The sequence below is a fragment of the Pseudomonas sp. NFX183 genome (assembly GCF_047943075.1).
GTDB lineage: Bacteria > Pseudomonadota > Gammaproteobacteria > Pseudomonadales > Pseudomonadaceae > Aquipseudomonas.
Genome location: NZ_CP181333.1, coordinates 3014269 through 3035456, shown reverse-complemented (window position 1 = coordinate 3035456; position 21188 = coordinate 3014269). Strand labels below are relative to the sequence as shown.

The 21188-nt window shown below is 60.1% G+C and carries 18 protein-coding genes; 7 read left to right on the top strand and 11 right to left on the bottom strand.

The window, feature by feature from the left end; all coding sequences use genetic code 11:
• The first annotated feature begins 284 nt into the window (after window positions 1–284).
• Complete coding sequence (locus ACM530_RS14020) at window positions 285–4136, top strand: EAL and GGDEF domain-containing protein (RefSeq protein ID WP_416364979.1); 3852 nt, start codon at window positions 285–287, stop codon at window positions 4134–4136.
• 240 nt (window positions 4137–4376) lie between these two features.
• Entirely contained in the window at window positions 4377–5630 is a 1254-nt protein-coding gene (gene glyA / locus ACM530_RS14015) for a serine hydroxymethyltransferase (RefSeq protein ID WP_145162219.1), read from the top strand.
• Between the two features lie 185 nt (window positions 5631–5815).
• On the opposite strand, the gene yjiA is transcribed toward glyA, so the two are convergent.
• The 3 genes from yjiA to ACM530_RS14000 form a co-directional block, all read right to left on the bottom strand.
• On the bottom strand, window positions 5816–6775 hold the full coding sequence (yjiA, locus tag ACM530_RS14010) for a GTPase (protein ID WP_416364978.1): 960 nt from the start codon (window positions 6773–6775) through the stop codon (window positions 5816–5818).
• A gap of 180 nt (window positions 6776–6955) precedes the next feature.
• The gene (locus tag ACM530_RS14005) at window positions 6956–7153 is read right to left on the bottom strand and encodes a YbdD/YjiX family protein (protein ID WP_003194308.1); all 198 of its coding nucleotides are present in this window, start codon (window positions 7151–7153) and stop codon (window positions 6956–6958) included.
• Between the two features lie 15 nt (window positions 7154–7168).
• Window positions 7169–9235: a carbon starvation CstA family protein gene (locus ACM530_RS14000; RefSeq protein ID WP_106579291.1), complete on the bottom strand. Its 2067-nt coding sequence runs from the start codon at window positions 9233–9235 to the stop codon at window positions 7169–7171.
• Between the two features lie 174 nt (window positions 9236–9409).
• Here ACM530_RS14000 and ACM530_RS13995 point away from each other — a divergent pair, with 174 nt between their 5' ends.
• Window positions 9410–9778: a PilZ domain-containing protein gene (locus tag ACM530_RS13995; protein WP_242200367.1), complete on the top strand. Its 369-nt coding sequence runs from the start codon at window positions 9410–9412 to the stop codon at window positions 9776–9778.
• 6 nt (window positions 9779–9784) lie between these two features.
• Window positions 9785–10102 (top strand): hypothetical protein, encoded by a 318-nt coding sequence (locus ACM530_RS13990; RefSeq protein WP_416365095.1) that lies wholly within the window; start codon window positions 9785–9787, stop codon window positions 10100–10102.
• 25 nt (window positions 10103–10127) lie between these two features.
• Here the strand turns inward: ACM530_RS13990 and ACM530_RS13985 are convergent, their stop codons facing one another.
• Genes ACM530_RS13985 through katB form a run of 4 tightly spaced genes read right to left on the bottom strand, consistent with a single transcriptional unit; the run spans window position 10128 to window position 14432 of the window.
• Window positions 10128–10862, bottom strand: coding sequence for a hypothetical protein (locus tag ACM530_RS13985; RefSeq protein ID WP_242200365.1), 735 nt, complete (start codon window positions 10860–10862; stop codon window positions 10128–10130).
• Between the two features lie 27 nt (window positions 10863–10889).
• Entirely contained in the window at window positions 10890–12257 is a 1368-nt protein-coding gene (gene radA, locus ACM530_RS13980; RefSeq protein ID WP_017139308.1) for a DNA repair protein RadA, read from the bottom strand.
• Window positions 12258–12292: 35 nt separating this feature from the next.
• Window positions 12293–12832 (bottom strand): ankyrin repeat domain-containing protein, encoded by a 540-nt coding sequence (locus tag ACM530_RS13975; RefSeq protein WP_145162225.1) that lies wholly within the window; start codon window positions 12830–12832, stop codon window positions 12293–12295.
• A 58-nt stretch (window positions 12833–12890) separates the two neighbouring features.
• On the bottom strand, window positions 12891–14432 hold the full coding sequence (gene katB / locus ACM530_RS13970; protein ID WP_242200363.1) for a catalase KatB: 1542 nt from the start codon (window positions 14430–14432) through the stop codon (window positions 12891–12893).
• Window positions 14433–14719: 287 nt separating this feature from the next.
• Between katB and mscL the strand changes: the two genes are divergently transcribed.
• Window positions 14720–15136 (top strand): large-conductance mechanosensitive channel protein MscL, encoded by a 417-nt coding sequence (mscL, locus tag ACM530_RS13965; RefSeq protein ID WP_106579295.1) that lies wholly within the window; start codon window positions 14720–14722, stop codon window positions 15134–15136.
• A 57-nt stretch (window positions 15137–15193) separates the two neighbouring features.
• Here the strand turns inward: mscL and ACM530_RS13960 are convergent, their stop codons facing one another.
• On the bottom strand, window positions 15194–15970 hold the full coding sequence (locus ACM530_RS13960) for a ferredoxin--NADP reductase (RefSeq protein ID WP_404485099.1): 777 nt from the start codon (window positions 15968–15970) through the stop codon (window positions 15194–15196).
• 456 nt (window positions 15971–16426) lie between these two features.
• Here ACM530_RS13960 and ACM530_RS13955 point away from each other — a divergent pair, with 456 nt between their 5' ends.
• A complete protein-coding gene (locus tag ACM530_RS13955; protein ID WP_416364977.1) occupies window positions 16427–17137 on the top strand; it encodes a helix-turn-helix transcriptional regulator in 711 nt (236 codons plus the stop codon).
• A 166-nt stretch (window positions 17138–17303) separates the two neighbouring features.
• Window positions 17304–18428, top strand: coding sequence for a methyltransferase (locus ACM530_RS13950; protein ID WP_145162233.1), 1125 nt, complete (start codon window positions 17304–17306; stop codon window positions 18426–18428).
• A gap of 66 nt (window positions 18429–18494) precedes the next feature.
• On the opposite strand, the gene ACM530_RS13945 is transcribed toward ACM530_RS13950, so the two are convergent.
• The 3 genes from ACM530_RS13945 to ACM530_RS13935 are packed head-to-tail and all read right to left on the bottom strand — an operon-like array spanning window position 18495 to window position 21123.
• Complete coding sequence (locus tag ACM530_RS13945) at window positions 18495–18662, bottom strand: DUF2474 domain-containing protein (RefSeq protein ID WP_071489954.1); 168 nt, start codon at window positions 18660–18662, stop codon at window positions 18495–18497.
• 12 nt (window positions 18663–18674) lie between these two features.
• Window positions 18675–19682, bottom strand: coding sequence for a cytochrome d ubiquinol oxidase subunit II (gene cydB, locus ACM530_RS13940; RefSeq protein WP_124418507.1), 1008 nt, complete (start codon window positions 19680–19682; stop codon window positions 18675–18677).
• 1 nt (window position 19683) lies between these two features.
• The gene (locus tag ACM530_RS13935; RefSeq protein WP_106579300.1) at window positions 19684–21123 is read right to left on the bottom strand and encodes a cytochrome ubiquinol oxidase subunit I; all 1440 of its coding nucleotides are present in this window, start codon (window positions 21121–21123) and stop codon (window positions 19684–19686) included.
• Between the last annotated feature and the right edge of the window lie 65 nt (window positions 21124–21188).

The following is a 21188-nucleotide window of genomic DNA, read 5'->3' as shown; positions in this document are numbered from 1 at the left end:
GGTGAACCTAGCGTCAGTGACTGATGAATTGAGCGGGCGAAGCCCGTGCAGGCCATGCGCCGCGCGGGCCGTTGACGGTGGTCAATGCCTTCGTGCGCAAAAAGCCTGAATGTCTGGGGCTGGAACGCCCCCGCGTAACCGGCAAAGCTACCTGAATGCGCTTGGTCAGTCCAGCCAGGCAGGGCTGGCACTTTGCCACAAGTCAAGGCATGCTAGCCGCCCTCCGGGCGTCCGGCTTATAGTGCACGTCGCGCGCCAGTCCAGCCAAACCGCAGGATCACAGCTTGTCCAAAGTCACGCCGCCCACTCCCCTGCGCGCCGCTCATATAGCGCCGGGAGCGCCCCTGCACGGCACCCTCAAAGGCGCATTGGCGACGCTTGTCCTGCTGCTGCTCGCGTTATTGTTCTGGCAACTGCTGGACCAACTGCAGCAAAACCAGAAAAACCAACAGCAATACACCATCGACTACAGCGCCGACCTGGCTGAACAGATCAGCTTGAACATGGCCCTGAGCGCCAAAATTGCCCTGAATTTGCTGCCGATGGTCGAGCCGCCGCGCAACGACGAACAGCAACAGGCGCTGGTGCGCACCTTGCAACGTTCGCTGCCGGAACTGCGCAGTGTCGCCCTGCTCGCCCCCAGCGGCGCGATGATCAGCGACAGCGCCAAAGACAGCCAGGACAGCGCCTGGCTTGAAGAGCTGGTACAGCGCAGTCACTCGCAACCTTATTACCTGAGCAACAACCCCGACGGCACGATCATCTATCTATTGCTGCACCAGCCCAGCGGCGGCTCGCGGATGTATTGGGCGCTGCGCCTGGCGCCCAACTACCTGACCAACCTGACTCGCCAGGACGGCGAGGGCCAGCGCCCGATGTGGGCCATCGAGAACCGCCTCAACCACCGCGTGGTCAGCCGTGACAGCGGCATGCCGGCGCAATGGGCCTCTGCGCTGACCCCGGACGAATTGAACAAAAGCGTACTGGTCACGCCCCTGAGCAAAAGTGACTGGCAGTTGCGCGGGCTGTTCGACCGCAGCGCCGTGCTGGAGCAACTGCTGCCGGCCTTCATCGGCAAATGCCTGCTGGGCCTGGCCTTTTCGCTGATCCCGGTGATCGTGCTGCTGAACATGCGTCGTCGCCAGCGCCAGGTGCATGAGGGCCGGCGCCGCTATCAGGATATTTTCGAAGGCACCGGCGTGGCGCTTTGTGTGCTCGATCTGTCGGGGTTGAAGGCCTTTTTCGACAAAACCAACATGCGCACCCGCGAGCAATTACAGGCCTGGCTGCACACCCACGTCGAAGAACGCCAGCAACTGCTCAAAGAGTTACGCGTCACCGAGGTCAACCAGGTGGCTGTGCGCCTGTTGAACGTCAGTTCTTGCGAGCAAGCCTGGGAGCGTCTGATCGATGACTGCCCGCGCAACGCCACGGCCATCGGTTATCAGGTTCTGGAAGCCGTACTGACCCAGCAAAAACAGCTGGAGCTGGAAATTCAGCTCAACGACCTCGCCGGCAACGACCAGTACCTGTGGCTGGTGATGCGCCTTCCCGAGCAGCAAGACGACTTCAAGGCGGTCATCCTCAGTATCAGTGACATCACCAGCCGCAAGCTGATCGAACTGTCGCTGGTGGAGCGTGAGCGTTTCTGGTCAGACGTGGTGCGCACCGTGCCGGATCACCTGTATGTGCAGGACGTGATCAGCCAGCGGATGATTTTCAGCAACCACCATTTGGGCCACACCCTCGGCTATAACAGAGCCGAACTGGCGCAAATGGGCGAGTACTTCTGGGAAATCCTGCTGCACCCCGACGATGCCCAGTATTACCACGACCTGCGCCAGCAACAACGTGAAGTCGGCTACACCACTCAGCTGCATTGCCAACTGCGCTTTCGGCACCGCAACAACCAATGGCGCCGCTTCGATATCCGCGAGCAAGCCCTGGCCCGCGACAAGACGGCGGTGGTCACGCGGATTATCGGCGTGGCCAAAGACATTACCGATCAGATTGAAGCCAGCGAGTCCCTGCGCGACAGCGAGCAGCGCTACCGCATGCTGGCTGAAAGCATCAGCGACGTGATTTGCTCCACCGACAGCCAGTTGGCCCTCAACTACATCAGCCCGTCGGTCAATGCCGTGCTGGGTTATGACGTGGATTGGGTGTTCAAGAATGGCTGGCAGTCGATCATCGCCAACCCGCAACAACTGTCCGGCATTTACAGCCTGATGGAGCAGGTCAGCCGCTCGCTGGGCGACACTGCGGCGCTGAATAAGCTGCGTGATGACGTGCAAACCCAGCTGTTCCTGTTCGACTGCCTGCGCGCCGATGGCCGCAAGGTGCCGATCGAGCTGCGACTGGTGCTGGTGTGGGACGAACACGGCGCGTTTGAAGGCATCCTCGGCGTGGGCCGCGATATCAGCCAGCAACGCCGCGCCGAAAAAGACCTGCGCATGGCGGCCACGGTATTCGAACACTCCACTTCAGCGATCCTGATCACCGACCCGGCCGGTTATATCGTGCAGGCCAACGAGGCCTTCAGCCGGGTCAGCGGCTATGCCGTCGCGGATGTGCTCGACCAGTTGCCGAACATGCTCACCGTTGACGAACAACAGGAAGCCCACCTGCGTTATGTGCTCAAGCAACTGCACCAGCACAGCACCTGGGAAGGCGAAGTGTGGCTCAAGCGCCGCAACGGCGAGCATTACCCGGCGTGGGTGGGCATTACCGCCGTGTTCGATGATGAAGGCGACCTGGCCAGCTACGTGTGTTTCTTCAGTGACATCAGTGAGCGCAAGGCCAGCGAGCAGCGCATCCACCGCCTGGCGTATTACGACGCCCTGACCCACCTGCCCAACCGCACGCTGTTCCAGGACCGCCTGCACACGGCCCTGCAGGCAGCGGAACGGCAGAAGTCGTGGGTGGTATTGATGTTCCTCGACCTCGACCGTTTCAAGCCGATCAACGACTCCCTGGGCCACGCCGCCGGCGACCGCATGCTCAAGGAAATGGCCACGCGCCTGCTGGGCTGCGTGGCCGAGGACGACACCGTGGCGCGCATGGGCGGCGACGAGTTCACCTTGCTCTTGCAACCACGGGTGAGCCGCGACATGGCGCTGAACCGCGCGATTCACGTGGCCGAGCAGATCCTGGCCAGCCTGGTGAGACCGTTTGTGCTCGAAGGCCGCGAGTTCTTTGTGACCGCCAGTATCGGTATCGCCTTGAGCCCGCAGGACGGCAACGAACTGAGCCAGTTGATGAAGAACGCCGACACCGCGATGTACCACGCCAAGGAACGCGGCAAAAACAACTTCCAGTTCTACCAGGCGGACATGAACGCCAGCGCCCTGGAGCGTCTGGAGCTGGAAAGCGACCTGCGCCACGCGCTGGATCAGAACGAATTCGTGCTGTATTACCAGCCGCAGTTCAGTGGCGATGGCAAACGCTTGACCGGCGCCGAAGCCCTGCTGCGCTGGCGTCACCCACGTCGCGGGCTGGTGCCGCCAGGTGATTTCATTCCGGTGCTGGAAGAATTGGGACTGGTGGTGGACGTGGGCGACTGGGTGCTCAGCGAGGCCTGTCGCCAGCTCAAGACCTGGCACCAGAACAAGGTGCGGGTGCCAAAAGTCTCGGTGAACATCTCGGCGCGGCAGTTCTCCGATGGCCAACTGGGCGAGCGCATCGCCTCCATTCTCAGGGACACCGGCCTGCCGCCGGCGTGCCTGGAGCTGGAGCTGACCGAAAGTATCCTGATGCGCGAAGTCAACGAAGCGATGCAGATCCTCGCCAGCCTGAAAAACCTCGGGCTGAGCATCGCGGTGGACGACTTTGGCACGGGTTATTCGTCGCTCAACTACCTCAAGCAATTCCCCATCGACGTGTTGAAGATCGACCGCACCTTTGTCGATGGCCTGCCCTCCGGCGAGCAAGACGCGCAAATCGCCCGCGCCATTATCGCCATGGCCCACAGCCTGAACCTGGCGGTGATCGCCGAGGGTGTGGAAACCCATGAGCAGCTGGACTTCCTGCGCGAGCATGGCTGCGATGAAGTGCAGGGGTATCTGTTTGGGCGGCCGATGCCGGCGAATCGGTTTGAGGCGCAGTTCAGTAACGATGCGCTGTTCATGTTCGACTGAGATCTTGCGGTGCGGCTGATGGCCTCATCGCGGGCAAGCCCGCTCCCACACTCGAGCGCATTTCAGAGAGGGAACTCGTTCAAGTGTGGGAGGGGGCTTGCCCCCGATAGGGCCAGCACAGTCACCGCTTATCCCCAGATGAGCCCCACTTGTCCGCGACATGATGTCCTTTCATATGCCATCTAAAACCCATTGGGTTAGAATGCCCTCCTTTTCTGCCCCCGATCCTTGAGGACCGCCATGTTCAGCCGTGATTTGACTATTGCCAAGTACGACGCCGATCTCTTTGCCGCCATGGAGCAAGAAGCCGTGCGCCAGGAAGAGCACATTGAGCTGATCGCTTCGGAAAACTACACCAGCCCTGCGGTCATGGAGGCTCAAGGTTCGGTTCTGACCAACAAGTACGCCGAAGGCTACCCTGGCAAGCGCTACTACGGTGGTTGCGAGTACGTCGACGTGGTTGAGCAGTTGGCCATCGACCGCGCCAAGGAACTGTTCGGCGCCGATTACGCCAATGTCCAGCCACACGCCGGTTCCCAAGCCAACAGCGCCGTGTACCTGGCCCTGCTGCAAGGCGGTGACACCATCCTGGGCATGAGCCTGGCCCACGGCGGTCACCTGACCCACGGCGCCAGCGTTTCCTCCTCCGGCAAGCTGTACAACGCCGTTCAATACGGTATCGATGCCAACGGCCTGATCGACTACGACGAAGTCGAGCGTCTGGCAGTCGAGCACAAGCCAAAAATGATCGTGGCCGGTTTCTCTGCCTACTCGCAGATCCTGGACTTCCCACGCTTTCGCGCTATCGCCGACAAGGTTGGCGCTTACCTGTTCGTTGACATGGCCCATGTAGCCGGTCTGGTCGCCGCAGGCGTTTACCCGAACCCGGTGCCTTACGCTGACGTGGTCACCACCACGACCCACAAGACCCTGCGCGGTCCACGTGGCGGCCTGATCCTGGCGCGCGCCAACGCCGAGATCGAGAAGAAGCTGAACTCCGCCGTATTCCCAGGCGCTCAAGGTGGCCCGCTGGAGCACGTCATCGCCGCCAAAGCGATCTGCTTCAAAGAAGCCCTGCAGCCTGAGTTCAAGACTTACCAGCAGCAAGTCGTGAAAAACGCCAAGGCCATGGCCGGTGTGTTCATCGAACGCGGCTACGACGTGGTCTCCGGCGGTACTGAAAACCACCTGTTCCTGCTGTCGCTGATCAAGCAGGACATCTCCGGTAAAGACGCTGACGCCGCCCTGGGCAAAGCCTTCATCACCGTGAACAAAAACTCCGTGCCGAACGACCCACGTTCGCCATTCGTCACCTCCGGCCTGCGCTTCGGTACTCCGGCGGTGACCACGCGTGGTTTCAAGGAAGCAGAGTGCAAGGAACTGGCCGGCTGGATCTGCGACATCCTGGCTGACCTGAACAACGAAGCTGTGATCGACGCGGTGCGTGAGAAGGTCAAGGCCATCTGCAAAAAGCTGCCGGTGTACGGCGCTTGATTGCAATAGCTTGAACAAAAAGCCCGGCCTTAGCGCCGGGCTTTTTTATGGCCAAATTTCAACTTGAAATGCAATCACCTGTGGGAGCTGGCTTGCCTGCGATAGCGGCCTGTCAGCGGGCACATCATTGCCTGATCCACCGCAATCGCAGGCAAGCCAGCGCCCACAGTGGACCGTGTTTCAAGTCAGGATTGGTAGACCTTGGCAAAGCCGTCGCGGATTTTGTCTTCCGGTAACTCATCGGCAATAAACACAATCACACTCTCGCGCGCCTCGCCCTCGGCCCATTCGGTATCCCAATCGAACCCGTAGAGTTTGAGCACGCCCTGAAACACCATGCGCCGGTCTTCGCCGGCAATGTTCAGCACACCCTTGTAGCGCAGCAGTTGCTTGCCGTGGTCTTCCAGCAGTTCGTTCATGAACGCGCTGAGGCGGTCGATATCCAGCGGCTGGTCGGTGCGCAGCACCAGGCTGGAGATGCGGTCGATGGACGGTGCGGCGCTGACAGGGCGCAGGCTCATGCCGGCGTTGAGGTTAAAGCCGCGTACATCCAGCAATTCAGCCAGGTCGATGGCGCCGTGGTCGACCAAGCGTATCGGCGCGCGGCGGTTGATGCGGGTCAGGCGCTGGCTGAGGGCGTCGAAGGTGGCCTCGTCCACCAGGTCGCGCTTGCTCACCAGCAAGCGGTCGGCAAAACCGATCTGAGCCTGGGCGATGGTCTGGGTCAGGTGGTGCTCGGCGTGCGCCGCATCCACCAGGGTGATGATGCCGTCGAGGATGTAGCGCTCGCGCAACTCTTCATCGATAAAAAAGGTCTGGGCAACGGGCGCAGGATCCGCCAGGCCGGTGCACTCGATCACCAGCCGGTCGAAGGCGATCTCGCCGCTGTCCAGGCGTTCAAGCAGCAGGTACAGGGCTTTGGTCAGGTCGGTGTGGATGGTGCAGCACACGCAGCCGTTGGACAGGGTCATGACTTGCACCGGTTCGGCGCCCAACAGTTGGGTATCGATACCGGCGTCACTGAATTCGTTTTCGATCACGGCGATTTTCAGGCCGTGCTCGGCCTTGAGCAGGTGACGCAGCAAGGTGGTTTTGCCGGCGCCGAGAAAGCCGCTGAGGATGGTGACGGGAATGGGAGAGGACAAAAAAATTCTCCTTTTCAGATGAAATGACTGAAGGAACACAAAACAAATGTGGGAGCGGGCTTGCCTGCGATGCAGACCACTCGGTTTTTCAATCAGACCGAGGTGATGCTATCGCAGGCAAGCCAGCTCCCACATAAAGCCCTGCGTTCACAGGGCAATTGCGCTAACCCAAAAGGCAGGTCAGCAGCACTTGGGCCCACCCTTGCCACCGTAACGGGCTTCCTGGCGCTCCCGGAAGAACGCCTTGTAGTCCATCACCGGTTTGTCCGGGTGTTTGGTTTGCATATGCTCGACGTAGGTGTCGTAGTCGGGCATGCCGACCATCAGGCGCGCGGCCTGACCGAGGTATTTACCGAGGCGACTGATGTCATTGAACATGGTTGCAATCCTCGATTACGCGTCCGGAACCGCCTGGAACGGGGCTTCTTTATCCGTACGTTCTTTGTTGCCCCAGGCGGCGACGCCGACCTTGAGCGCATAGAACAGGATGCTGAACACCACGAACAGGAACAGCGCCGTGAGCGTTGCGTTGGTGTAGGCGTTCCAGATCACGTGTTGCATCTGGTCGATGTTTTTGGCCGGCGCGAGGATCTGGCCGCCTGCCAGGGCATCGCTGTACTTCTTGGCCAGCGACAGGAAGCCAATCGCAGGGTTCGCGTCGAACAGCTTGATGAAGCCCGCCGTGGTGGTGCAGATCAGCAGCCAGACCGCCGGCAGCATGGTCACCCAGATGTAGCGCTGGCGTTTCATTTTGATCAGCACGACCGTGGCGAGCATCAGCGCAATCCCGGCCAGCATCTGGTTGGAGATACCGAACAGCGGCCACAAGGTGTTGATGCCGCCCAGTGGGTCGATCACGCCTTGGTACAGCAAGTAACCCCACATTGCCACGCAACCTGCGGTTGCAATCAGGTTGGCGGTCCAGGATTCGGTACGTTTGAGCGACGGCACGAAGGAGCCGAGCAAGTCCTGAAGCATGAAGCGACCGGCACGGGTACCGGCGTCAACCGCCGTCAGGATGAACAGCGCTTCGAACAGGATCGCAAAGTGGTACCAGAACGCCATGGTGTTTTCACCCGGCAACACACTGTGCAGGATCTGCGCGATACCCACCGCGAGGGTCGGCGCACCGCCGGCACGTGCCAGGATGGTGGTTTCGCCAATGTCATGGGCCACTGCTTGCAGCGCTTCCGGCGTAATCGCAAAACCCCAGCTGCTGACGGTTTGTGCCACGGCCATCACATCACCGCCAACCACGGCGGCCGGGCTGTTCATGGCGAAGTACACGCCAGGCTCGATCACCGACGCGGCAACCATTGCCATGATGGCCACGAACGATTCCATCAGCATCGCGCCGTAACCGATGTAACGGGCGTTGACTTCGTTATCCAGCAACTTGGGCGTGGTGCCCGAGGAAATCAGCGCGTGGAACCCCGAAACCGCGCCACAGGCGATGGTGATGAACAGGAACGGGAACAGGCCGCCCTTCCACACCGGACCGGTGCCGTCGATGAACTGGGTCAGCGCCGGCATTTTCAGCTCTGGCATGGTGACCAGAATGCCGATCGCCAGGGCGATGATGGTGCCGATTTTGAGGAAGGTGGAGAGGTAGTCACGCGGCGCCAGGATCAGCCACACCGGCAGTACTGCGGCAACGAAGCCGTAGCCGATCAGCATCCAGGTGATTTGGATCCCGGTGAAGGAGAACGCCTTGGCCCATACAGGGTCAGCGGCAATCTGCCCGCCCAGCCAGATCGAACCGAGCAGCAACAGCACGCCGATCACTGAGATTTCACCAATGCGGCCCGGGCGGATGTAGCGCATGTACACGCCCATGAACATCGCAATCGGGATGGTCGCCATTACGGTGAAGATGCCCCATGGGCTCTCGGCCAGGGCCTTGACCACGATCAGCGCCAGCACCGCGAGGATGATGATCATGATCAGGAAGCAGCCAAACAGCGCGATGGTCCCCGGGATGCGGCCCATCTCTTCGCGAACCATGTCGCCAAGGGAACGGCCATTGCGACGGGTGGACAGGAACAGGACCATGAAGTCTTGCACTGCACCGGCCAGCACCACGCCGGCAATCAGCCACAGGGTGCCGGGCAGGTAGCCCATTTGCGCCGCCAGTACCGGGCCGACCAGCGGGCCTGCACCGGCAATCGCCGCAAAGTGGTGACCGAAAAGAATGTGTTTGTTGGTCGGCACATAGTCCAGACCGTCATTGTTAAGCACTGCGGGGGTGGCCCGCCGTGGATCGAGTTGCATCACGTTGTTAGCGATGAACAGGCTGTAGTAACGGTACGCAACCAGGTAGATGGCCACAGCAGCGACCACAATCCACAAGGCGTTGATCGCCTCGCCGCGGCGCAAGGCCACTACGCCCAGGGCGCACGCTCCTACGATTGCCAGCACCAGCCAGGGTAGGTGGCGTAGCAGGCTATTATTATTTTTCATTTTTATATTCCAGCCAGGGTGGACAGAAAGGACAGCGAATCCGAGTTTAGCGCTGTTGGCTTTAAAGACCACCCCCCTACATTGGTCTAGAGCCTTGCACGGGCAAAAAAAGCACAAATAAAAGCTCGATGATGACGCCGGGCTACAATCCTTCTATCCACAGAGGATTTGAGCATGAACGAACAGTCGTCCGATCGACGCCATTTTCGGCGTATCGCCTTCGATGCACGAACCACCATCGCGCAGAACGGCTGGAATTGGCCGGTGCAATTGGTGGACGTGTCGCTCAAAGGTTTGCTGGTGCAACGCCCGGATGACTGGCAGGGCAATCGCACGGAGTCGTTCGACGTGGACATCCGCCTTGACCCGCAGGCGCATATAAAGATGCAGGTGAAGCTGGCCCATGACGATCACGGGCAATTGGGTTTTGTGTGCGAACACATTGACCTGGACTCGATCAGCCATTTACGCCGGCTGATCGAACTGAACCTCGGCGATCAGGAAGAACTGGAGCGTGAGCTGGGCGCATTGTTAGAGATTTGAAAACCCATCTGTGAGCCTTTCAAGGTTCGATCCACAGTTCAGCTGATTAAACAGGCATTACCCAACGTTGACTTAGAAGTGCATTTCCATGATGACAGAGGTTTGGCAATGGCCAATACACTGGCATCCATCGAAGCAGGCGCTACCTTTGTGTCGTGCACCGTGAATGGCATCGGCGAACGCTGCGGTATCACTGAGACATGTCTACTGATTACAAATCTTCATTTCAATTCAATATTGTGCAGCGGCAAAAGCCAAAAGGTATTAAAGCTCGCTTTCAACGTAGTCGTGATTGCCTTGGCGTTGAAAATGATCTTTTGGTAGTGACTCTCTCACGCAAAAGCGACAGTCAGGGAAACGCGGCACTCGGGGGGAAGTCGCTTTCCGTGTCCCAATAACCCGCCTTCTGACGCGACACAGCCTGCCATTGCCCATCGATAAAACGATAGGTCGTGTAGCGGGTTGCGAAATCATCGTCGCCATCACCGTCCATAAAGGACGAGACCTGCAGTAACTCATCCGTACCACCGGCGGCTGGCGTGGCGATCTGCCAGGCGGCTTTGCCGGTCTGGGCCAGGGTCAGCGGCTCGACCTTAGCGTCGGCGCCCTTGTAATTCAGCGGCGTGAGTTGCTGCCGGCTCGGCAGCAGCAGGTGCGTCGCGGGGCCGCTGTAGCTGCCCATCGGCGCGGTTTGATCGATGGTCAAAAAATACACAGGTTCCGGCAGCCCTTTGATGGGGGCCTTCTCCACCTGGGCCAAGGGGTAGCCGAGTTCTTCGCTTGCCAGCACTTCTCCGGACGCCGACAGCAAGCGCAGTCGGGCGTTGAGCAGCGGGTGTTCAACCAGATCACCGGGCTCGTCAAACGACTCCTCATCCAGGCCATTGCCCCAGCTGTCTTTGTGCAACTGGGCGCTGATGCGCTGGTCTTCCAGTACCTGCAACACGCTGGCGTCTTGCGTTGCCAACGTCTGGGCCGATCGGTAACCGACCGGCAGCTTGGCCGGCTCGGCCAAAGCGCCCATCGGCAACCCTACCAAGGCCATGAACAGGGCAGCGGCTGCCCAGCGGTTCGAGTTGTGCATTGCACTCATCCCTGACTGATCCATGAATTATTCGAACAGTGCATCCAGCGCCTGCTCCAGGCGGGTTACACCGATCACCTTCAACCCTGCCGGCATTTCCTTGGGCGCGTTGCCCTTGGGCACAATCGCGCGCTTGAAGCCGTGCTTGGCCGCCTCCTTCAAACGCTCCTGGCCGCTCGGCACCGGGCGTACTTCACCCGACAGGCCGACCTCACCAAACACCAGCAGGTCGTGGGGCAACGGTTTATTGCGCAGGCTGGACATCACCGCTGCCATCAACGCCAGGTCGGAGGCAGTTTCCAGCACTTTCACCCCACCGACCACGTTGAGAAACACGTCCTGGTCGTGGGTGGGAATGCCGCCGTGACGGTGCAGCACCGCCAGCAGCATCGCCAGACGATTCTGGTCCAGGCCGAGGGTCACGCGGCGCGGGTTGGCCAAATGGCTGTCATCCACCAGCGCCTGCACTTCCACCAGCATCGGGCGGGTGCCTTCCCACGTTGCCATCACCACGCTGCCTGGGACTTCTTCTTGTGCGCGTGTGAGAAAAATTGCCGAGGGGTTGGAGACTTCTTTAAGCCCACGGTCGGTCATGGCAAACACGCCCAGTTCGTTCACCGCGCCGAAGCGGTTCTTCACCGCCCGCAGCAACCGCAAACGGCCATCGGATTCACCCTCGAAATACAGCACGGTGTCGACCATGTGTTCGAGTACCCGCGGACCGGCCAGCGCGCCTTCTTTGGTCACATGACCGACCAGGAAGATCGCCGTGCCGCTCTGCTTGGCATAACGCACCAGCAGCGCCGCGCTCTCGCGCACCTGGGAGACGCCGCCCGGCGCCGATTGCAGCTGTTCGGTAAAAATCGTCTGGATCGAGTCGATCACCATGACCTTGGGCTTTTCGATGCGCGCCGTGGCGATGATGCTTTCGATGCAGGTTTCGGTCATCACCCGCAGTTGGTCCTGGGGCAAGCCCAGGCGGCGGGCGCGCATCGCCACTTGCTGCTGGGATTCTTCGCCGGTGACGTACAGCGCCGGCATGCGGCTGGCGATGCTGCACAGGGTTTGCAGCAGGATGGTCGATTTGCCGATGCCCGGGTCGCCGCCGATCAGCACCACCGAGCCGTCCACCAGGCCGCCGCCAAGCACGCGGTCGAGCTCACCGGACGCGGTGGAGAAACGCGGAATTTCTTCGACGCTGACTTCGGCCAGGGTCTTGATCTGCGCCTGTTGCCCGGTCCAGCCGGCACGGCCGGTGGGCGCTGCGGCGCCGCCGCTTTCGATCATGGTTTCCGTCAGGGTGTTCCACGCGCCGCACTCGGTGCATTGGCCGGCCCACTTGGGAAAGGTCGCGCCGCACTCCGTGCAGCCGTACATGCGCTTGGCCTTTGCCATTTGAGAACCTCCAACCGAAAAACCGGGATGATAGCTCAGCGCGGCGCCGGGGTCCGAATTTCACCACTGGCCAATCGTGAAGCGCTGTTGCCGATCGGGTCTTCAGCGTTGAGGTCGGCGCCTTTGGCCTTGAGTTCATCGAGCAGTTCGACGCGCTTGAACAACCCGGCGTACATGGCCGCGGTCTGCCCGGCGCCGTTGCGTTGGTCGGGGTTGCAGTCGGTGGCCAGCAGGCGCTGGGCGATTTTCAGCTCGCCTTTGAAGATGGCGCCCATCAGGGCGGTGTTGCCGCGTTTGTCTTGCACGCAGGCGTCGGCGCCGGCGCTGAGCAGGCGCTCCACGAAGGGGCCCTGGCCGTGATAGGCGGCGAGGATCAGCGCGGTGTAGCCCTTGTCGTCCTGGGTGTTGAGGCTGTAGCCGGACTCGATGAAGGTGTTGAGCATGTCGATATCGCCACGGCGGGCGGCGTCGAAATAGTAGTCCTGCAACTGCGCCTTGAGCGCGAGCGGGTCAGGCGACTCGGCATGGGCGACAAAGGCCAGCATCGCCATCAGTAAACCAATCGAAATACGCATGGGGGTGTTCTCCTGCCAGGGGTCGACGCCCGTACAAGGGCGCCGACCGGAACCAACGTCAGTCAGTGAGTTTTTCTGCCAGCGCTTTCACGCGAGCCAAATCACCCTTGGCGACCTTGGTCACGCCGGTGCCGTACTCCGGGTCGGCCTTATAGAGGAACGACAGGATGATGTGCTTGCTCTCGTCATCGGTGGTGGCCAGCGAGCCGCCAAAGTTGTCGATCAAGTCCTGACGCTCTTTCTTGTTGTACGAGCGGTACAAGTCACCGGCCTGCTTGAAGTTCTGCTCACGCTGGATCTTCGCCTGCTGGGTGCTGCCCGACAGCGCCGACTGGCTGTAGCGCGCGGTTTGCGGCTCTTCGCGCGGCAGTAGGCGGCTTGGCTGGTAGTTCACGCCGGTAGTGGTTTTGCCTGCATTCATCGCGCCGTCCTGGTTACCGTTGTTAACGGTTACCCGTGGGGCGTTGATCGGCAGTTGCAGGGCGTTCGGGCCCAGGCGGTACATCTGCGTGTCGGCGTAGGAGAACACCCGGCCTTGCAGCAGGCGGTCTTCAGAAGGCTCGATACCTGGCACCAGGTTGGCCGGCGCCATGGCCACTTGTTCGGTTTCCTGGAAGACATTCGCCGGGTTACGGTTCAGCACCATCTGCCCGACTTTTCGTTCCGGTACGTTCGGCCAGATTTTAGTGGCGTCCAGCGGGTCGAAGTCGAACTTGGCCAAGTCCTCAGGCTTGAGCACTTGCACATACAGGTCCCACTTGGGGAAGTCACCCTTGTTGATGTGGGTAACCAAGTCATGGGTCATGTGGCTGTAGTCACGCCCTTGCACTTCGGTGACTTGCTTGGGATCGAGGTTGTTGATGCCTTGCAGGCTCTTCCAGTGGAACTTGACGTAGTGCACTTCGCCCTTGGCATTAATCAACTTGTAGGCATGTACGCCGTTGCCGTCCATTTCCCGATAACTGGCCGGGGTGCCGGAGTCGGAGTACAACTCGGTGAGTGTACGAGTGGACTCTGGAACATGGGAGAAGAAGTCGAAACGGCGGGAATCGTCATCCAGGTTAGTGCGTGGGTCGGGTTTGAACGCATGAACCATGTCCGGGAACTTGATAGCGTCGCGGATAAAGAACGTCGGGAAGTTATTGCCGACCAGGTCCCAGTTACCTTCGGCGGTATAGAACTTGGTGGCAAAGCCGCGTGGATCGCGCAGGGTTTCCGGGGAGTGGTTGCCGTGCACCACGGCCGAGAAGCGCACGAACACTGGCGTGGCCTCGCCTGCCGCGAACACTTTGGCCTTGGTCAGGTCGCTGAGGTCGTCAGTGACGGTGAAGGTGCCGTGGGCGCCGGTGCCACGGGCATGCACCACGCGCTCGGGAATGCGCTCCCGGTCAAAGCGTTGCAGTTTTTGAATCAGTTGCACGTCTTGCAACAGCACCGGGCCATTGGCGCCGGCCGTTTGCGAGTTCTGGTTGTCGCCCACCGCCGCGCCGTTATCGCGGGTCAGGTTGGCAGCGTGTACGGAGAGTGAAAGCAGGCTGGCGCTCGCCAGTATCAGCGCGTGTCGCGCGATAACCGGGCGGCGCTTGATTGGATTCTTCATCGAGGTTTCCTCTGGTTTTTCTAGTGCACATTCAGTTGTGCTTGCCAGAGGCTAGTGACCCGCGACGCAGAAGATAAATAGAAAAACCCCACCGGGACGATTAAGAAAATACGATTGTAAGCCACTGAAATAGCGAGTATTTCGCGCGCGATTGGTGGCACTTTGCAAACTATTTGCGTTTTAATGTGTCGATAAAAACTGACAGTGTTAACGGTTGTGTCGCGCAAGCCCTCTACGACTGACTTACACTGACCTCCACCCTTCTCATCTGTAACAAGGAATAACCTATGGGCGTGATCAGTGAGTTCAAGGCCTTCGCGGTCAAAGGCAATGTGGTCGATATGGCCGTCGGTATCATCATCGGCGCCGCCTTCGGCAAAATTGTTTCCTCGTTTGTAGGCGACGTCGTGATGCCGCCTCTCGGTCTGTTGATCGGTGGTGTGGACTTCGGCGATTTGGCAATCACACTCAAGGCCGCTCAGGGCAACGTCCCCGCGGTGGTGTTGGCCTACGGCAAGTTTATCCAGAGCGTGGTCGACTTCCTGATTGTCGCGTTTGCAATCTTCATGGGCGTAAAGGCGATCAACCGCCTCAAGCGTGAAGAGGCTGTGGCCCCGAGCCTGCCGCCGACGCCGACCAAGGAAGAGGTGCTGCTGGGCGAGATCCGCGATCTGCTCAAGGCACAGAACGACAAGCCGCTTTAACCGGCACGGGTTTGGCAAAAAAGGCGCCTGTTGCAGGCGCCTTTTTTATGCGCCGTATTACCAGTAATTCTCCACTGCCACCTGGCCCGGGCGCCGGCTCAGGCTCAGTTGCATGTCGCGTTGCTTGAGCAATTGGCGCGTGTCGTCGACCATCTGCGGGTTGCCGCAAATCAGCACGCGGGAGTGTTCGGGGGTCAACTCGACGCCGGCCGCGCGCTCCAGTTCGCCATTCTCGATCAAGGTGGTGATGCGACCGTTCAAGGCGCCAGGGTATTGCTCGCGGGTGACGGTGGGGATGTAGACCAGCTTGTGCGCATACTCGGCCAGGTACTCACGCTCGCCCAGCGCGTGGATCAGTTCCTGATACGCAAGCTCCTTGGCCTCGCGGGCGCTGTACACCAGGACAATGCGCTCGAATTTCTCCCAGACCTCGAAGTCCTGCAGGATCGACAGGAACGGCGCCACGCCTGTGCCAGTGCCCAGCAGCCACAAATCTCGCCCGTCCACAAATCGGTTCAGCGTCAGAAAGCCTGTGGCCTGGCGCTCGACCATCAAGGTGTCGCCCACTCGCAGGCGGCTCAATTGACTGGTGAACTCGCCACCCGGAACGACAATGGAGAAGAAGTCGAGGTGCTCGTCGAACGGTGAGGACACGATTGAATAAGCGCGCCACACGGTGCTGCCATCCGCCGTGTTCACCCCCAGGCGCACGAACTGGCCGGCGGTAAACCGAAAACCCGGGTCGCGAGTGGTACGCAAGGTAAACAGGCTGGGGGTCAGCGATTGCACGTCGAGCAAGGTCTGGCGGGTAAATTTCTCAGCACTGGCCGTCATGGGGGGCTCCGTTGAACAGGTGCCCTAGTGTCCCTCAAAGCGTCGCTGGGAAACACCGGTGGTTTGTACTGGCATTTTCATTGCTCGGGCATTCGCAAATGTAACGCCAGTGAAACGCTGATGTTTTCGAGGCAATTGCACCTTCGTCGGGAATGTCGTGCTCACACTAACTATTTAGCTATCGCCCCTCATCCAATAGGCCATTAGATGATGGCGTTCATAAAAACAGCCCTGAATCGGCCGTTTCCGCAACCTATTAAAATCAATAAGTTTTCTTCATCCAGCAACTAACCTTCACAAAAGCCCAGTTGTTGTACAAGTTCAAGAAGTTTAAATAGCCGATCTTACTGACATCTTTTTCATCTCAATATGTAGTCTTTATCCTACACTCCTGTTCGTGGCGCATTGGGAGCCAGGACGTACCCAACTCACACCTACCCCATGGAGATTCACCCTATGGTTAACTGGCGCAACACGAGACTCCCAAAACTGGAAGGCGAGAATAAGATCACCACTGTTTACGAGATGATCGTCAATCAAACTTTCCAGCTCGGTTTTGAATATTGCTCATTTACGATGAGTTCCCAACAACCTGCTAACCAAACAAAACCTATTCGATTAAACAACTATCCAAATGAATGGAATACACTTTATAACCAAGCGCATTTTTTTGATGTGGATCCCGTAGTCGCCCACTGCAAACGCAGCGTAATGCCGCTGGTCTGGGATGAAAAAACGTTCAGCACCGCGCCGCATCTATGGACGCTGGCCCAATCGTTTGGCGTGCATCTGGGATGGACTCAAGCCGTGCATGACTTCCAGGGTGTGTTCAGCATGCTGACCCTGGCCCGAAGTACCGGCAACGTCAGCCCTGAAGAGCTGTACGAGAAAGCAGGCCAGGTACTGTGGTTGTGTCACGCCATGCACGCCGTTGTAGCGCAAACATATGCCGACACACCGAGTATCACGCCGCCTTGCAAACTGACCCCACGGGAAATAGAAATTCTCAGATGGTCAGCCATCGGCAAGACCGCCTCGGAAATCGCCACGATTCTGTGCCTGTCGGAGCGTACGGTGGGCTTTCATATCAGCAGTTGCCTGAAAAAACTGGGCGTTACCAACAAGATCGCAGCTGTACTGCGCGCCTCAAAAGCGGGGTGGTTTTAGCCAAGCTGGAAACACCGCATGTAATCCCCCTGAAAAAAACGTAACATTTACGGCCAATTCTGAGTGTTGAAGCTGCGCCTTTAATGCCGCCTCGCCGTACACTCAGACGGTTACGCCGGGTACCACGCCCGTCGAACGCCCATCGATGACCAGAGCCTCCCCCGCCATGCCCCTGCTTGACAGCCCCTTCGCCCAGCTCGATCTGATTCGCCAGCCAGAGCAACACAATGACCCGCTGCAGGCCTTTGATGCCGCCGATGAGTACTTGCTCAACTACCTGGCCGAACAGTCGCTGAGTTCGGCAACCCGCGTGCTGGTGCTCAATGACAGCTTCGGTGCCCTGGCGGCCAGCCTCGAAGGCCAGGTGCAGGTGACCTCCAGTGGCGATTCGTTTCTGGCAGCCCTTGGCCTTGAGAAAAACCTGGTGCGCAACGCCAAGGCGTTTGACGCCGTAGCGTTTGTGCCAGCCTCGCAAGTAGCCACCGGGCCTTTCGACCGCGTGCTGATCCGCGTGCCGAAAACCCTGGCCTTGCTCGAAGAACAGTTGATTCGCCTGCAAGGCCAGCTGGCGCCAGGCGCCGAAGTGATCGCAGGGGCGATGATCAAACACCTGCCACGGGCCGCCGGTGAACTGCTGGAGCGCTACATCGGGCCGATGCACGCCTCGCTTGCGGTCAAAAAAGCCCGGCTGCTGATCGCCACCGCAGAGGCTCGCCCAACCGCCGTGTCGCCCTACCCTACCCGCTACACCCTGGACGCACCGGCCATCGAATTGCTCAACCACGCCAACGTATTCTGCCGCGAAGGCCTGGACATCGGCACCCGCGCCTTCCTCCCACACCTGCCAAAAAGCCTCGGCAGCGCCCGCGTGGCCGACCTGGGCTGCGGCAACGGTGTATTGGCGATCGCCAGCGCCCTGCAAAACCCCGACGCGCACTACACGCTGGTGGATGAGTCCTACATGGCCGTGCAATCGGCGGCCGAGAACTGGCAGGCCGCCCTGGGCGCTCGCGAGGTCACCCTGCGCGCCGACGACGGCCTGGCCGGCCAGGCGCCGCAGTCGCTGGACGTGGTGCTGTGCAACCCGCCCTTCCACCAGCAGCAGGTGGTCGGTGACTTCCTTGCCTGGCGCATGTTCCAGCAGGCGCGTGACGCCCTGGTCGTTGGTGGCGCGCTATATATCGTCGGCAACCGCCATCTGGGCTATCACAGCAAGCTGGCGAAGCTGTTCCGTGGCGTCGAGCAAGTCGCGGCCACGCCGAAGTTTGTGATTCTCAAAGCGCGCAAATAAAAAAACCCCGCCGCTCTTGCGAGTGGCAGGGCTGAAAAGCCGGGCCGCGAGGCCCGGATTGGGATGTCAGTGGGTGGTCAGGCCGGCCGCGCTCATGAACATGCGCATCAGGCTGGCCACGACAAACAGGGCCAGCACGCTGCCGGTCCAGATCATCGCCAGCCACCCCAGGCGCCGCCACAACGGCTGTTTCTCGGCCTGTTCGATCTCGTGCAACGAAGGTTTGCCGGACATGAAACGACCCTCCTAGTGATAGCCGTCTTCGTGGGTGACCTTGCCGCGGAACACGTAGTAGCTCCAGAAGGTGTAGCCCAGGATGAACGGGATGATGAACAACGTGCCCACCAGCATGAAGCCCTGGCTTTGCGGCGGTGCAGCGGCGTCCCAGATGGAGACCGACGGCGGAATGATGTTCGGCCACAGGCTGATACCCAAGCCGCTGTAGCCGAGGAAGATCAGCACCAGCGTCAGCAGGAACGGCGTGTAGTGCGCATTTCGCGCCACCGCGCGGATCAAGCCGTACATAGTCACCAGTACCAGAATCGGCACCGGCAGGAACCAGAACAGGTTCGGCAGGGTGAACCAGCGCGAGGCGATTTCCGGGTGCGCCAGAGGCGTCCACAGGCTGACAACGCCGATTACCGCCAACACCACGAACGCCAATGGCCGCGCCAGGTTGTGCATCTGCTCCTGCAACTTGCCCTCGGTCTTCATGATCAGCCAGGTGCAGCCGAGCAAGGCATACGCGATGACCAGCGCAACGCCGCAGAACATCGTGAACGGCGTGAGCCAATCCAGCGAGCCCCCAGCAAACTGGCGGTCGACCACCGGAATGCCATCAATGAACGCCCCCAATGCCACGCCCTGGAAGAAGGTCGCCGCAATGGAACCGCCGATAAACGCCTTGTCCCACAAGTGGCGCTTGTCGTCCTTGGCCTTGAAACGGAATTCGAAGGCCACGCCACGGAAGATCAGCCCGATCAGCATCAGGATCAGTGGCAGGTACAACGCCGACAACACCACCGAGTAGGCCAGCGGGAACGCGCCGAACAACGCCGCGCCGCCCAATACCAGCCAGGTTTCGTTGCCGTCCCACACCGGGGCGACCGTGTTCATCATCACGTCACGGTCGACTTTGCCTGGGATGAACGGAAAGAGAATGCCGATACCCAGGTCGAAGCCGTCCATGACCACGTACATCATGATGCCGAAGATGATGATCACGGCCCAGATCAGCGGAAGATCAATACCCATCTCAATTCCCCTTGTGCTGAATGTGGGCGTGGTCGTCATCGCTGCCATCATCGGCGGCGGACAACGGACGGGCCGGCGTGCGTTTCTGACCAGGGCCACCATGGGTTGGCTCGCTGCCTTCGTGGGTCTGCGGCCCTTTGCGCACCAGGCGCATCATGTAGCCCAGCCCTGCGCCGAACAGCGCGAAGTACACCACCACGAACAGCACCAGGGTGATCGTCATCTGCGCCAGGCTATGCCCGGAGGACGCATCCGCCGTGCGCATCAGGCCGTAGACCACCCACGGCTGGCGGCCGATTTCGGTGGTGAACCAGCCGGCGAGAATCGCGATCAGGCCGGACGGGCCCATCCACAGCGCCAGGTACAGGAACGGCCTGGAGGTGTACATCTTGTCGCCCCGGCGCAGCCAGAGGCTGAACAGGCCGGTGAATATCATCAGGAAGCCCAGGCCAACCATGACCCGGAACGACCAGAACACAATGGTCGAGTTGGGACGGTCTTCAGGCGGGAACTCCTTGAGCGCCGGCACCTGTTTATCCAGGGAGTGCGTCAGGATCAGGCTGCCCAGGTAAGGAATTTCGACCGCGTATTTGGTTTTTTCGGCCTTCATGTCGGGCAGGCCGAACAGGATCAGCGGCGTCGGCTCGTTGCCGATATTTTCCCAGTGGCCTTCAATCGCGGCGATTTTCGCCGGCTGGTGCTTGAGGGTGTTCAGGCCGTGGAAGTCACCGATCACCGCCTGGATAGGCGCCACGATCAGCGCCATCCACATTGCCATCGAGAGCATGGTGCGGATCGCCGGGTTGTCCTTGCCGCGCAGCAGGTGCCAGGCCGCCGACGAACCGACGAAGAACGCCGTGGCCACAAAGGCCGCCGTGGCCATGTGCATCAGCCGGTACGGGAAGGACGGGTTGAAGATCACCGCCAGCCAGTCGGTAGGAATCACGCGTCCGTCGACGATTTCAAAGCCTTGCGGGGTCTGCATCCAGCTGTTGGACGCAAGAATCCAGAAGGTCGAAATCAACGTACCGACGGCCACCATCACCGTGGCAAAAAAGTGCAGCTTGCGCCCCACCTTGTTCCAGCCGAACAGCATCACGCCGAGGAAACCCGCCTCCAGGAAGAAGGCCGTGAGCACCTCGTACGTCAGCAACGGCCCGGTTACCGCGCCGGCGAAGTCCGAGAAGCGGCTCCAGTTGGTGCCGAACTGGTAGGCCATGACCAGGCCCGAGACCACGCCCATGCCGAAGTTGACGGCAAAGATCTTCGACCAGAAATGGTAGAGGTCACGGTAGGTGTCGTTATGGGTCTTGAGCCACAAACCTTCCAGCACCGCGAGGTAACTGGCCAGGCCGATGGTGATCGCCGGGAACAGGATGTGGAACGAGATAGTGAATGCGAATTGAATTCGGGCGAGATCTAGCGCCTCCAAACCGAACATAAGTCTTCCTCTGTCAGGTAATACCGGCTGCTGGCTGGAAGCCTGCACCCACTGCCCCCACGGAT